Genomic DNA, 14542 nt, shown 5'->3' on the forward strand with positions numbered 1-14542 from the left:
TTCGGATTGGCAATCAGTACCCTCGCGCTCCGCTGACCGAGAGTCACCCGGAGTGCGGTAGCTTGGAAAATCCGTGACCTCTCATCTCCAAACCTCGGACCCCTTTTTGTCCCAACTTTTGCGCCGGGAGCATTCCCTGCTGGCCGCAGATATGGCGGCCAATCAGCAGCAACTTCGCCAGCGCATTGTCGGAACCCGGTTGCTGGTGGTCGGTGCGGCGGGCTCCATCGGCGCGGCGGTGGTGCGGCAACTGGCCGATTTCGCGCCGACCACCCTGCATTTGGTGGATCTCAGCGAGAATAATCTGGTCGAGTTGGTGCGCGACCTGCGATCCTCGGCCCGGACCCTGCCCGAGGACCTTCAGACCTTCGCCGTGGCCTTCGGTAGCGACGAATTCCGTCACCTTTTGACGGCTCTCGGGCCTTACGACTACTTGATCAATTTCGCCGCTCTCAAGCATGTGCGCTCGGAACGCGATGTGTTCAGCCTGATGCGCATGATTGAGACCAATGCCGGACATCTTTACGATTTGCTGACGGATATCGAGATTTCCGGGAGCCCGTTGCCGTTCCGCCGTGCCTTTTCCATCTCCACCGACAAGGCCTCGCACCCGACCAATGCCATGGGGGCGACCAAGAGTCTGATGGAGCGCGTGCATCTCTGTCATGCGGAACGGCTGCCTTTTGCCTCGGCGCGCTTTGCCAATGTGGCTTTTTCCGACGGCAGTCTGTTGCAGGGTTGGGAACAGCGGCTGGAAAAGCGCCAGCCGATCGCCGCGCCATCCGATATCCGGCGTTATTTTTTCTCCCACGAGGAAGCCGGCCAGTTGTGTCTGCTCGGCTGTTTTCTTGGCAATAACCGGGAAATCGTGTTTCCCAAATTGACCCCGGAAACCGACCTGAAGCCACTGTCCGAGGTGGCGGAGGCCTATCTCCGCTACCGGGGACTGGAACCGGTGGCCTGTGCGGGTGAAGCCGAGGCGCGGGCAATGGCGGCGAGATTGACATCCACTTCGCGCCACTGGCCCTGTCTGTTTGCGCCATCCGATACCAGCGGTGAAAAACCGTTCGAGGAATTTTTCGCTGCGGATGACGATGTGGACATGGAGCGTTTCGACGCAGTTGGGGTGATCCGGCATGATGGCACCGTGGACCGGGCGGCGGTCGAGCATACTATGGCGAGCCTGCGGGCTCTGCGCGCCCTGCCCGACTGGCGCAAGGCCGACGTGATCCGCGCCTTGCAGATTGCAGTCCCTGAATTCACCCATGCGGAAACCCACCGCAACCTTGACCAAAAGATGTAGGCACCGATGAAGGACTGGCGGGATACCATCGTGGCTTCGGGGACACCAATCCAGGAGGCCATCCGCATTCTTGATGAGACAGCGGCCCAAATCTGTCTGGTGGTCGATGGGGAAGATCGACTGCTGGGAACGGTCACCGATGGCGATATCCGGCGCGGCCTGTTGCGCGCCGTGCAGTTGAGCGAGCCGGTTGAAAGAGTGATGAAGCGGGACTTCGTGGCCTCCCTGGCCAGCGAAGATAAGTCCGACCGGATTAAGGCCATGGTCTCCATGAAGGTTCACCAACTGCCGATCATTGATCCCCGGGGCCGCATCGTCGGCCTGGAGATCCTCGACAAGCTGGTGGCGCAGACGGTCCAGCACGACAATTGGGTGCTGCTGATGGCTGGGGGACTAGGCACCCGATTGCATCCGTTGACCCATACCAAGCCGAAACCACTGATCGAAGTGGGCGGCAAGCCGATTCTGGAAACCATTTTAGCGCAGTTCGTCCGGCAGGGATTTCATCGCTTTTTCATCTCGGTGAACTACCGGCGGGAGATGATCAAATCCCACTTCGGCGACGGGGAGCGCTGGGGTGCGGAAATCCTCTACCTGGATGAACCGGAGGCGCTGGGGACGGCCGGCGCACTGGGGCTGGTGCCCGAAGTTCCGGATAAGCCGATGATCGTCATGAACGGCGACCTGCTGACCAAAGTCAACTTCGAGGCGCTGCTTGATTTTCATCGTCAATCCGGTGCCCATGCAACCATGGCGGTGCGGGAATATGATTTCCAGGTGCCGTTCGGGGTGGTCGATCTGGCCGACGACCGAATCACCGACATCATCGAAAAGCCAGTCCATCGGTTCCTGGTCAATGCCGGGCTCTATGTCATTGCGCCGGAGGTACTATCAGAGATTCCGGGGTCGGAAAGGTTTGACATGCCGGACCTGTTCCGGAAATTGATCGCCCAGAACCACTCGACTAAGGTGTTTCCGATCCGCGAATACTGGCTCGATATTGGTCGCTCCGTTGACCTGGACCGGGCACGCGAGGAATTCGGGAATGTGTTCGATGAGAATTGACGGCCGTCTTCGTTTCGCCTGTCCAAGGGGAAAAGGTTGTTGAATTTCCAGTCCCTTCCCTTGTGGCAAGGTGTGCGGCCGTCCCCAGGAGGCATAACGGATTTTGCCTTCTCTCTGGGCGTCGATGACAGCGGAATCATTGGCCAGACGATGGAAGAGTCCGTGCGACGGCGGGTCGTCGAGGCCTATGCGCATTCCGACTACCAATTTATCACACCGCCTCCAGGAAGTTCGTCCTGGGCGGATAGGCTGGGTGCGGAACAACTGGACTACACACTGGCAGCTCTCAGCGACGGGCATCCACGGTCCATTCTCGAAATTGGCGCAGGGAGCGCCTTCGTGTGCAAATCCCTGCGTCAGCACCTGTCCGGGTGCACATATACCCTGATTGATCCGAGTCTGCCGAAGGCTGTAGAGACCGGGGTGGAAATCATTCAAGATTATTTCCCCTCACGGCAACTGGCTGATCGGAAGTTTGATTTGATCCTGTCCTTCAATTGTCTGGAACATGTGGCTGACCCCTTCGGTTTCATGCAGGCAATGGCGCGCCAGACAACGGCCACTGGTCGAGTGGTTCTGGGATTTCCTGATATCGAGGCGCAATTCCGGCGGGGTGACCTGAATGCGCTCCTGCACGAACACCTGTCATATTTCACCCAAAACAGCGCCCGTGCCTTGTTTGCCTCGGCCGGGTTCGAGGTGCAGGAGTTGATCAGCCGCAATGATAACATGTGGTGCGTGCTGGCACCTGCCACACGTCGACCGACGCGCGCCGAGGACGGGCTGGCCTTGTTGAACACCGCAGGTCTCGCTTTTGACGGCGTGTTACGCGATGTGGGAGGCGAGGTTCGAAAGTTGTTGAGCGCCGGTCGACCGATTGCCTTTCACGGTGCGACCAATGGACTAAACATTTTTCTGCATCTGTTAGATTTGGGGACACACCCGAATGTGGTGATCTATGACGGCGATGAATCGAAGACCGGACAGTTTCTGCCCGCGAGTCGCAATCCCATCCTTCATGCCAGCGAAGCTTCCTATCGTGACATGCATACGGTCCTGGTCTCGGCGGTGAGCTTTTTCGAGCCCATTTCGCGGTTTCTCCAAGAGCACCATGGGTTTTCCCACAGCCAGGTGAGGCCCCTGTTCCAGTGAGCTCGCGCCGCGCCCTGTTCGATGAAATGCGTCACCTGGCGCAGGTCACCCGATTGCCGCCACCGGTGGATTTTCATCTCCATACCACTTGGACCGATGGCGCACAGGGCGTCGACGCCATGTGGCGGGCGGCGGTAGCGGCGGGGCTGACACAGATATTGTTCAGCGAGCACTCACGATCTAACAGCGGAGGGTGGTTCGATGATTTTGCCGCCGAGGTACGGGCGCTTCCCGAAACGCCGTGTCAGGCCCTGGTGGGGACTGAAGTGAAAATTGCTGATTTTGAGGGTCGTCTCGATTTGTCTCCGGCCATTGCGGCAGCCTGCGATCTGGTCATGGGGAGTGTCCACCGGTTCCCTGGAGAAGCGGGCGTGGTCGATTTCACGTCCAGCAACATGAGCCTGGAAGACGCGGTTGATACCGAATACCGGCTGTCCCTGGCGGCGCTCGATAATCCGCAGCTTGATATCCTGGGGCATCCGTTCGGCATGACTATTCGCCGGTTCGGTGGCGAACCGCCCTGGCCCCTGATCGAAAAGCTGATTCGGAAGTGCGCCGAGTCCGGCAAGGCTTTCGAAATCAATACACGCTATCATGACCAACCGGATCGGCTTATGAAAGCGTGCCTCGCCGTTGATTGTCCGGTATCATTCGGGTCAAACGCCCATTGCGTTGACGATGTCGGCGCGGTGCAGCGTCACCCAGCCTGGGAAATGTCGTGATGAATCCCCTACGTGTCATGGTTACCGGAGCCGGGAGCGGAGTTGGCCAGGGTATCGTCAAGGCCCTGCGTTTATCCTCGTTGCCCGTGACCGTCATCTCCGCTGATATCGGGCCGCTCAATCCGGGGCTTTATCGCGCCGATGAGGCCCTTCTGATCCCCAAGGTGGAAGACCCCAGTGCCTATGACTGGTTCCGCCGGACACTTCAGGAGCAGAAAGTTGACGCCGTCCTGATCGGCTCAGAATTCGATCTGGCATTCTTTTCGCGTCATCGCGAGGAGCTCGAAGCGGCGACTGGAACAAAAATCTGTGCCTCGCCCGCGGACTCCGTGGCCATTGCCGACGACAAGCTGTTAACGACTCAGTTTCTGGCCAATCATGCATTGCCCCATGCCCGTGCCATTGCCCCGGCAGACGCCACAGAGGCAAAAGCGGCGGCGCGGGAATTCGGGCTTCCGGTGGTGCTGAAAAGCCGCTGCGGAACATCAAGCCGTCATGTCCACGTCATTCATGGCCCGGATGACATTGATCGTTTATTCGATGCCATTCCCGATCCGATGCTCCAGGAGTTTGCTGGGCGTATCGGAAACGACTTGGCCCATGAGTATACCTGTAGCGTTTTCGCACTGCCCGACGGTCGCTTTCTTGGCCCGTTCACGGCGCGCAGGACGCTCAGAGGGGGGACTAGCTGGCTGGTCGAAGTGGATCATTTCGAAAAGATGTATCCCTTGATGTTCGATATCGCCGCCTGTCTGCCGACCGTTGGCTCGCTCAACGTGCAGATGAGGGATGGGCCCGAGGGACCGATTCCGTTCGAGTTCAACGCACGGTTCTCCGGCACCACGGCGGTACGGGCACATTTCGGCTTCAATGAGCCGGAAATGTACCTTCGGGCCTGGTGTCTTGGAGAAACCTTGCCGACGCCGCAAATTCGCAAGGGCATGGCCATGCGTTATGTGGAAGAGGTTTTTCTGGATGACGTCGGCGTCGAGGATCTTGTAGCCCCCCTGCCCAAGGGAACCGTTCACTCGTGGTTCTGAATCGTGTTGCCTTGACCGGGGCCTCCGGCATGGTCGGACGTCATGTGCTGGCCGAATTGTCGGGGCGCGGAATCAGCGTTGCCGCGACATCGCGCAGTCGCCCGGAATGGTTGCCGGTCGATGCTGCCTGGACCTCTTGGGATCTCGCCGAATGGCGTTCGCCCGAGGCGCTTGACGCGATGTTTGGGCCGGTTCATGCGCTGTTGCATGTCGGGGCGATGGTGCCGACTTCGGGCCTTGTCCTCCAGGAGGGGGCTTTGTTGGCGGCCAATGTGTCTGCCTGCCGGTGCCTGGGTAACTGGGCGATGTCCCGGGACATTCCGATGATGTTTCTGTCCGGGGCCGTGGTTTACGATTTTTCTGTATCGTTACTTCCAGACGAAACGGTGCGCCGCACCTCGACCCCGGAAGGCGGGCTTTACGGATTGTCCAAGGTGCTGGCGGAGCAGGTATTGGAGAATCTTGCGGCGGCGGGCCTGCGCGTGGCCCTGCTCAGGGCGACCTCCATTTATGGTTGGGGGCTGCCTGAAAACAAGCTGCTCACCCGGCTCCTGTCTCAGGCGCGGGACGGCGAGACCCTGAATCTGCAACATCCGGTCGAGGACCAGGTTAATCTGGTTCATGCCTCCGATGTGGCCCGGGCCATGGTGGACGTTGCGACTTCCGGTCAGACGGGCGCATTCAATATTGGCGGGTTCATGGCTTCCCTGAAGGATATGGCGGAAAGCTGCGTCGCTGTTGCCGGGGCCGGGCAGGTGCTGATTGAGCCAGGTCCCGCGCCGCGCCCGGCGATTCATCGTTTTCAGGTGGACGGGACAAGGGCGGCGCAAGCTTTTGGATATCGGCCCCGGGTGATGCTGAGGGAGGGCCTGGAGCGGCTTTTGGCCGGTCGGGTCTAAGGGGCGAGAGAGGTTGATGAATAGCCGCTGCATTGGGATCGCGACCTCTTCGCGGGCCGATTTTGGCCTGCTCAGGGGGCTGATGGGTGCCGTGAAAACGCATCCGGCCTTGTCCTTGATTGTCTACGCAACGGGGATGCATCATTCATCGGCGCATGGGGCCACGTTATCCGAAATTCGCGATGCGGGATTCGAAGACGTTCTGGTGGAGGTGCCCACTTGGTCCCCGGGGGACAACGATCAGTCAGTCGCCCACCAGATGGCCCGGGGCGTGGCCGGATTCGCGGATGCTTTTGCTGCGAGAAGGCCCGACATTCTGGTTGTGCTCGGTGATCGTTTCGATGTCTTTCCTGCCGCCCTGGCGGCCTTGCCATTCACCCTTCCAGTGGCCCATATTTCTGGGGGAGATGTCACGGAAGGGGCCATTGACGATGCCATTCGTCATAGCCTGACCAAATTGTCGCATCTTCATTTTGCCACCAACGCCCTGTCGGCCCAGCGGATACGCCAACTCGGAGAGGAGCCGCAGAGGATATTCGTGAGCGGTCAGCCGGGCCTGGATGCGGTGCGCCATTTCGTTCCGCTATCGCGGGAAGCGTTGGCAAGCCGTCTGGAACTCGATCCAAATCGTCCTATCACGCTGTGCACCTTTCACCCCGAGACGCTGGCCCCGGATCAGTCGGTCGGCACCATTACTGCCCTGTTGTCAGCGGCAGCGCAGGTGGACAGCCAGATCATTTTCACCTCGCCCAACAGTGACCCCGGTAGCGAGGCCATTCGCACGGCGATCCTGGCCGACTGTGCCGCCCGCCCGGATCATGTGTTCCGGACATCGCTGGGGCGTGAACTGTATTGGCACGCACTGGCCAATGTGGATTGCATGATTGGCAACTCGTCCAGCGGCTTGACCGAGGCGGTGTCCTTTCACCTGCCGGTGGTGGATATCGCGGGTCGCCAACAGGGGCGCTTCGCTCCAGAAAATGTCATTTCCTGCACCGGGGAGACCGCCAGCATCGTAGCGGCTTGGCGCCGTGCCCTGACGTCCGAATTTCGGGGGAGCCTGGCGGATGTTGTCAATCCCTACGGCGACGGCCATGCGGTCGAGCGCATTCTCGACGTTCTGATATCGGTGCCGCTCGATCATCGGTTGGTTGCCAAGCGTTTTGCCGACCTTCCGGCCCCGGAAACGGTTGGCCACGAACGTTGAGCGACATGCCGGAAGCGTGGACGGGTTCCAAGCGCATTCCCTTCGAAGGAGCGGGAGAAGCGGACCAAAAATCCTATTCTACCGTCTATGTGGCATCTCATTCCCGTCATCTAGACCTGATACCCGACGCGCCAGATATCCTGGTTTTCATGACCGAGTGGGCAGGATATCAGGTGGCGCGGGAACGCGGGTTCCAAGCACTGCATACGGATTGGGCGCGCGCCCATTGTCCGGCAGACGGGGATACCGCCGAAGAGGTCTATTTCCGGGCCCTAGACTGGTGCCCCGGCGGAGCGGACGATCCGACCCGCTACAAGGGCGTGTCGCTGGGCAGGATGTATGCCACCTTTTTGGGCTGCGCCTATCTCGATACCGCTCGGGTGGATCGGGCTCTGCGTCACTTATGTGCCAATCACGCCATCGGGCGGATCGTCGTTTTTGATATTTCTTCCACCTTCCATACACTGAAACTCGCGGCAAAAAGCTTGTTGATTCAACAAATTGGTATGGCCTTCTCGATCCCCGTCGAGGAACGATGGGATATTCCCCACATTGGCGACGCGGCATTCTTTTCCCGTCCCATCGGTCCGCGGGTTTCCCCATGGACATTCCGCGACCGGTTGCGCGGGGGGTTGGGGCGTATCGTCGAATGGGCCTTTCGGCTGGCGGCGGTGGGTCGGTCCGCGCCAAGGGTTTTTCTGTATATCAGCACCCTCAGCCTGCGACATCTGGTGACCTGCCGACCCGACGGCATCCTGCCGGTGTTGCCCTTCGAGGCCTCGCCGAAAAGTCGGACGTTTTTGGGAACTTGTTTGCGGCACGGCATAGTGCCCGCGTCATTGACGCAATCCCCCCCGACGAAGAAACAGATTGCCGCCTGCGCGTCGATGGTCGAGGCGGTGGAAGACCATTGGCGCAAGCATCCTGCCGACCCGGTGGGAAGGGTGCATCGGGAGACAGTCCGCGAGACCGTTTTGCGTCTGGAGATTCTGGCTGAACTGGCCCGCACCGTGGACGGGTTGGACAAACTTATCACTCGTTTGAATGTCCGGCGTGTGGTCAGTGGAGACGCCTCGGCACCCATGGGTCGCGCTTTGTGCGAATTGGCCCAGGTGCGGGGCCTGGGGGCGGACGAGACCCTGAACGGTGTCTTCATCAGTCCGTTACGGGACCCGGTGCGATGCTCGGAGGACGGTGGGAGCTCTCCGGTCACTCGGGAATTGGCGCTCGGACCGGCGATTGAGAAATGGCTTGCCCTGAGCGGAACGCCGCTGCCCAGTGTGGTGACGGGTTACCCGGGATTGGGCCGTCTGAAAGCCGTTGCTTTGGCGCGACCGGCCACAGGCAAGGCGCTCGTCTTGCCTCTCTATGCCTGGCTCAACGACACCGGGGGATGGCCCTCGAAACTGTCTCCCAATCTGGTGCGCATGGTTCGGGGGCTGGCGCAAATGGGCTATGGGTCGATCCGGATTAAGATTCACCCTGGTCTCGATAACTTGAAATATTATCAGTGGCTTGTTGATCATTTTGACCTGCCTTGTACGGTGGATCAGACGGCTGCGTTCGCCGACCACCTAGCCTGGGCCGATTTGGTCGTCGGACCGCCGGGGTCGGGGACTTTTCTGGAAACACTGGCGGCGGGCAAGCCCTACTATGTACTGCGGCCCCGGCCCTCGGCAATCCCCGACGTGTTGCTGGAAGGTGCCGTGGTTGGCGATACGGCAGAGGCCCTTTGCCAGGCGATTGGTCGCGGAGAATTACCAGATCGCGAACGCATTCTGTCCCTGTGGTGCGGACTGGGGCAGGTGACCGATCCGGCCCGCGCCGTGTGGTTGGCAATTGCTGAGAAAGTGTTGGAGGTACGATCATGATCGATGGTCTGCGGGTGCTGGTTGTGGTTGCGGCGCGAGGCGGTTCGAAAGGCTTGCCGGGCAAGAATATCCGTCCCCTGGGCGGGCGGCCCTTGGTGGCCTGGAGCATACAGGTGGCCCGGGAGTCGGCGTTCGTGGACCGCATTATCATTTCCTCGGATTCCCAGGACATCATTAACGCGGCCGTTGCGGCGGGTGCCGAGGCTCCCTTCGTGCGTCCCGCCGCGCTGGCCGGGGATGACGCGGAAATGGAGCCGGTACTCCTGGATGCCCTGGACCGACTGCCCGAAACCTACGACCTGTTGGTCCTGATGCAGCCGACGTCACCCCTTTGCGTAGCGGCAGATATCGACGACAGTCTGCGCAAATGCGTTGATCGCGGAGCAAATTCGGTGGTGACGGTCACCGAACTGGCCAAATCGCCGTACCGGGCATTTAAACTGGATGAGCAGGAGCAACTAGTCCGGTTGCTTCCTCCTCCGAAGGGCGGTCAGCGCCAGGAACTGCCGATCAGCTATGCGGTCAATGGCGCAGTCTATGTGGTTCGGGTCGATCATTTGCGCGAATACGGAAAACTCATTGATGGTGAAACGCTGGGGCTGGTAGTGCCGCAGGAGAGATCCGTCGATATTGATACCCTGCTAGATTTCCGCTTGGCCGAATTGATCCTTGCGGGCGCGTGACAGGGGGAATACCAAAGGGAGCCTCAAGGCGGCGTTCACGGATTTTCCTCAAGAAGGCACATATCGGGGCGCGGGGCTGAATGTTGCTCCGTCCTCTCCTTCCACACCAACATCTCTGCATTCGGAAAGCTTACAATGGTACAAAGTGAAGAAGGTCGATTGGAAGCAAAATACGGACTTCCTTCGGAGGTAACGTTTTGCAAAAAATGCGTTATTTCAAATCAACGTCCGAATTCGACAGTCGAATACAAACACAATGCCGAAAGCAAGAAGGAAACGATCAAGTTCGGTGAGGATCACGTCTGCGACGCCTGCCGGGCGGTCGAGAACAAGCAGTCTATCGACTGGGAGGATCGTGAGCGGCAACTGCGTGAGCTCTGCGACCGCTACCGACGCGATGACGGGCAATACGATTGCCTGGTTCCCGGCTCCGGTGGCAAGGACAGCTTCTATCAGGCCCATACCCTGAAGTACAAATACGGCATGCATCCGCTGACCATCACCTGGGCACCGCATATCCATACCGATTGGGGATGGCGCAATTTCCAGCGTTGGATTCACACCGGGTTCGACAATAATCTGATCACCCCCAACGGGCGGGTGCATAGGCTCTTGACCCGTCTGGCCGTCGAGCGGCTGTTCCATCCGTTTCAGCCGTTCATCATCGGTCAGAAGGCGCTGGCCCCGAAAATGTCGGTGTTGCATCAGATCCCGCTGGTTTTCTACGGCGAGAATGAAGCGGAATTCGGCAATCCCATTGAGGACAACGACAAGGCCGAACGGGACTGGCGCTATTTCTCCCTGCCCGACAAGTCGCAGGTCTATATCGGCGGCACGTCGGTCCAGGAACTGAAAGAGGATTTCGGAATCCATACAAACGACCTCGAAGCTTATATGCCGGCTAACCCGGAAGATCTGAAGCGGGTCGGCACCGAGGTGCATTATCTGGGCTATTACCTGCGCTGGCATCCCCAGGGAGCCTACTATTACGCCCATGAACATGGCGGGTTCGAGGCATCGCCCGAGCGTACCGCCGGAACCTATAGCAAATACAACAGCATCGACGACAAGATCGACGACTTCCACTACTACACCACGTTCATCAAGTTCGGCATTGGCCGGGCGACCTACGATGCGTCACAGGAAATCCGTAACGACGAGATCGACCGGGAGGAGGGCGTGGCCTTGGTGCGGCGTTTTGACGGCGAGTTTCCGGCGCGCTTTGCCGACGAAATTTTTCAGTATCTGAGCCTCTCCGAGAAAGAATTCGGCGACGTGGCCAAGCGTTTCGAACAACCGATCATGGACAAGGATTCTTTCATGGCGCTGGCCGACCAGTTCCGGTCACCGCACCTGTGGCAGTACCAGAACGGCGCCTGGTCGTTGCGTCATACGGTTTGGGGAGCATAGGCCCGTTCCATGCGCAATCTGCGGCTCATTGCCCGGCTCGACATCAAGGGGTCCAACCTGATCAAGGGCGTGCATCTGGAAGGCCTGCGCAAGATCGGCGATCCTCAGGCCTTCGCCCAGCGTTATTATCAACAGGGCATCGACGAAATCATCTACATGGACACGGTGGCCAGCCTCTACGGTCGCAACAATCTGTCCGACATTGTGGCTCATACGGCGGCCGATGTGTTCATTCCAATCACCGTCGGCGGCGGCATCCGGTCCATCGGAGACGCCCATCACCTGCTGCGCATGGGGGCCGACAAACTGGCTATCAATACCGCCGCCGTGCAACGCCCCGAGTTGTTGACGGAACTGGCCGAGCATTTCGGCAGCCAATGTGTGGTGTTGTCCATTGCCGCGCAACGACAACAGGGCGGCTGGTGGGAGGCTTTCACCGACAACGGGCGGGAACATTCCAGCCTGAACGTCATCGAATGGGCGCAACGGGCGCAAGAACTGGGGGCCGGGGAAATCCTGCTGACTTCGATCAACCAGGAAGGCACGGCCAAGGGCTTCGATGTGGATTTGGTCCAGGCGGTTACCGATGTGGTCGATATCCCGGTGATTGCCAGTGGCGGCATGGGCAGCCTGTCGCATTTGGACGCGGTGGTGGCCGGGGGGCAGCCTGATGCGGTGGCCATGGCCCATGTGCTGCACTATGACAAGCTTTCCATTGGCGAGGTGCGTGCTCATGCCTTGGTCCACGGCTGGTCGGTCAGGCGGGTGGCATGAAACAGGTCTCTATCGTTGATTACGATTGCGGCAACCTGCGCAGTGTCGCCCAGGCCTTCGAGCATTGCGGTGCACGGGTCAGTCTGGCTCAGGACGCCGCCGACATTGCCGCCGCCGAACGCCTGGTTCTGCCCGGTGTCGGAGCTTTCGCCACCGCCATGAATCGGTTGGCGGAGCGGGATCTGGTTGGCGCGTTACAGGATTTCGCCGCCACCGGGCGACCCTTCATGGGCATCTGTCTGGGCATGCAGTTGCTGTTCGAAAGCAGCCAGGAATTCGGTCGGCATCCGGGGCTGGGGTTGATCCCGGGCCATGTGGTGCCCATTGCCCGCCGCCAGGACAATGGCGAGCGGCGCAAGATTCCCCACATCGGTTGGGCCGGTTTGCGTTCGGCCCGAGCCGACGGCTGGTCCGGCAGCCTGCTGGAGGGATTGGCCGAGGGCAGCGCCATGTATTTCGTGCATTCGTTCGTCGGCAATCCGGCGGACCCGGCCCATCGTCTGGCCGACGTGGACTACGACGGGGCTCTTCTCAGCGCGGCGGTCAGCCGGGACAATGTCACCGGCACCCAGTTCCATCCCGAAAAAAGCGGGCCGCTGGGGTTGAGGATTTTGCGACGTTTCATCGAAATATGAGCCGATTCCAGGCTTTTTCATTCTTCTGTTTTCAATTGAGCAACGGAGCGCCACTATGGCTGTCAAGGTGCTGGACTGCACTTTCCGAGATGGCGGATACTATAATGACTGGGATTTCTCCCCGGAGGTCGTGCAGTTGTACCTCCTCGCCATGGCCGCGGCGAAGGTCGATGTGGTCGAGCTGGGATTTCGGTTTTCGGCCCAGAATATCTTTTTAGGGGCGCACGCCTACACGACGGACGCCTATCTGTCCAAACTGGATCTGCCCGAGTCCCTGAAAATCGCGGTGATGATCAATGCCACGGATGTGATCAAGGCCCCCAAGGGGGCCATTACCGCCATTGATCACCTGTTCGGTACCGCCGACCGCTCTCCCGTTTCCATGGTGCGGGTTGCCGCCCACCTCAATCAGGTGGCGGACTGCCGCGCGGCGGTCGGGCGATTAAAGGAACTGGGCTATGAGGTGGGCTTTAACCTGATGCAGGTCTCCAGCCAGCCGCCGGAAAAGCTGACCGCGTTGGCCAAGGAGGTTGCCTCCTGGCACACGGTGGAGGTGCTCTATTTCGCGGATTCGCTGGGAAACATGAACGAGGCTGACGTGGCGGCGGTGGCCCAGGCGTTGGCCGCCGGATGGGACGGGGAACTGGGTGTCCACAGTCACGACAACATGAGCCGCGCCTTCTCCAACAGTCTGGCGGCCCTGGAGGCGGGCGTTACCTGGTTGGATGGGACCGTCTACGGCATGGGGCGTGGCGCGGGCAATGTCAGGACGGAATACCTGTTGGTCGAATTGAAGCGTCGGGGTATTGCTCCTTATGATCCAGACCCGTTGTTCCCTCTGGTCCTGATGGAGTTCAAGGCGCTGCACGATCAATACGGCTGGGGTCCCAATCTGTTGTATTTCCTGTCGGCGGCCTATCTCATTCATCCGACTTATGTGCAGGAAATGCTGCGGGTCGAGAATCACAGCGCCGAACATGCTGTCGCGGCGCTGGAAGCATTGCGTCAGAACGGGGGCATGTCCTACAGCGCCGAACGGTTACAGCAGGCCATGGGTGGCGGCGTGGTGTTTCCAGGAACATGGAATGCGCGCGGCTGGGCGGCAGGCCGAAAGATTCTGATCATCGGTTCGGGGTCCTGGATCAAGCGGCACGAGCAATTCGTTCTGGAATATATCGAACGGACAAAGCCGCTTGTCCTTTGCTTGAACGTTCGCTCTCCGGTGCCGTCTGGTCATGTGGATGCCTATGTTGCCTGTCATTCCGTCCGGTTCGCTTTGGAGGGGCGGCATTATCTGAGCCTCGAAGCGCCGCTGATCGCCCCGGCGAAGGCCTTGCCAAAGGAATTGGCACAAAAGATGACCCAGGAGTCCCTTCATGACTGGGGCATGACGGTCAAAAGCGGCCTGTTTGAGGTCCATGAGACCCATTGCACCATTCCGCAGCGCCTGGCCGCCGCCTACGCCCTGGCGTTGGCCAATGCTGCGGGAGCTACGGCCATTGAGTTGGCGGGATTTGATGGATATGGGCCGGAAGATCCTCGCCAAGCGGAGATGCAGCGGGTGTTTGCGGCCTATCACGCCCATGCCGCCCTGGTCCCGGTCACGGCGATCACCCCGAGTACCTACGATGTCCGCAAATCATCCCTGTTCGCGCCTTAGAAGTGCGGCTCAGCAGATGAGAATTTTTCGCAACATGGCGGATGGTGATGCGGGATAATCGTACCCATCTTCATGGGACGAACGGCCACCTCGCGGGACGGGGGCGTCGGAAATGGCAGGA

At 59.8% G+C, this 14542-nt stretch carries 13 protein-coding genes; all 13 read left to right on the top strand.

Annotated elements, in window-relative coordinates; translation table 11 throughout:
- Positions 1-73 precede the first annotated feature (73 nt).
- The 13 genes from ACYQ1P_RS06975 to ACYQ1P_RS07035 all read left to right on the top strand — a co-directional run bounded on the left by ACYQ1P_RS06975 (position 74) and on the right by ACYQ1P_RS07035 (position 14421).
- On the top strand, positions 74-1303 hold the full coding sequence (locus ACYQ1P_RS06975) for a polysaccharide biosynthesis protein (protein WP_460019618.1): 1230 nt from the start codon (positions 74-76) through the stop codon (positions 1301-1303).
- A gap of 6 nt (positions 1304-1309) precedes the next feature.
- Positions 1310-2368 (top strand): nucleotidyltransferase family protein, encoded by a 1059-nt coding sequence (locus tag ACYQ1P_RS06980; RefSeq protein WP_460019619.1) that lies wholly within the window; start codon positions 1310-1312, stop codon positions 2366-2368.
- A gap of 36 nt (positions 2369-2404) precedes the next feature.
- A complete protein-coding gene (locus ACYQ1P_RS06985; protein WP_460019620.1) occupies positions 2405-3520 on the top strand; it encodes a class I SAM-dependent methyltransferase in 1116 nt (371 codons plus the stop codon).
- Positions 3517-4242 carry a PHP domain-containing protein gene (locus tag ACYQ1P_RS06990; protein ID WP_460019621.1) on the top strand — a complete coding sequence of 242 codons (726 nt, stop codon included), beginning with the start codon at positions 3517-3519 and terminating at the stop codon, positions 4240-4242. Before ACYQ1P_RS06985 ends, ACYQ1P_RS06990 begins: the two co-directional genes overlap by 4 nt.
- Positions 4242-5282, top strand: coding sequence for an ATP-grasp domain-containing protein (locus ACYQ1P_RS06995; RefSeq protein WP_460019622.1), 1041 nt, complete (start codon positions 4242-4244; stop codon positions 5280-5282). The genes ACYQ1P_RS06990 and ACYQ1P_RS06995 overlap by 1 nt, the downstream gene beginning before the upstream one ends.
- Complete coding sequence (locus tag ACYQ1P_RS07000) at positions 5273-6181, top strand: NAD-dependent epimerase/dehydratase family protein (RefSeq protein ID WP_460019623.1); 909 nt, start codon at positions 5273-5275, stop codon at positions 6179-6181. The genes ACYQ1P_RS06995 and ACYQ1P_RS07000 overlap by 10 nt, the downstream gene beginning before the upstream one ends.
- Positions 6182-6197: 16 nt before the next feature.
- Positions 6198-7388 carry a UDP-N-acetylglucosamine 2-epimerase gene (gene neuC / locus ACYQ1P_RS07005; protein ID WP_460019624.1) on the top strand — a complete coding sequence of 397 codons (1191 nt, stop codon included), beginning with the start codon at positions 6198-6200 and terminating at the stop codon, positions 7386-7388.
- 149 nt (positions 7389-7537) lie between these two features.
- Entirely contained in the window at positions 7538-9259 is a 1722-nt protein-coding gene (locus ACYQ1P_RS07010; protein ID WP_460019625.1) for a glycosyltransferase family protein, read from the top strand.
- Positions 9256-9942, top strand: a complete 687-nt coding sequence (locus tag ACYQ1P_RS07015; protein ID WP_460019626.1) for an acylneuraminate cytidylyltransferase family protein — start codon at positions 9256-9258, stop codon at positions 9940-9942. The genes ACYQ1P_RS07010 and ACYQ1P_RS07015 overlap by 4 nt, the downstream gene beginning before the upstream one ends.
- 135 nt (positions 9943-10077) lie before the next feature.
- Positions 10078-11352, top strand: coding sequence for an N-acetyl sugar amidotransferase (locus ACYQ1P_RS07020; RefSeq protein WP_460019627.1), 1275 nt, complete (start codon positions 10078-10080; stop codon positions 11350-11352).
- A 9-nt stretch (positions 11353-11361) separates the two neighbouring features.
- A complete protein-coding gene (gene hisF / locus ACYQ1P_RS07025) occupies positions 11362-12126 on the top strand; it encodes an imidazole glycerol phosphate synthase subunit HisF (RefSeq protein WP_460019628.1) in 765 nt (254 codons plus the stop codon).
- Entirely contained in the window at positions 12123-12761 is a 639-nt protein-coding gene (gene hisH, locus ACYQ1P_RS07030; protein ID WP_460019629.1) for an imidazole glycerol phosphate synthase subunit HisH, read from the top strand. Before hisF ends, hisH begins: the two co-directional genes overlap by 4 nt.
- Positions 12762-12816: 55 nt before the next feature.
- A complete protein-coding gene (locus ACYQ1P_RS07035) occupies positions 12817-14421 on the top strand; it encodes an aldolase catalytic domain-containing protein (protein ID WP_460019630.1) in 1605 nt (534 codons plus the stop codon).
- Positions 14422-14542 lie beyond the last annotated feature (121 nt).

It is taken from the genome of Magnetospira thiophila, assembly GCF_054657015.1.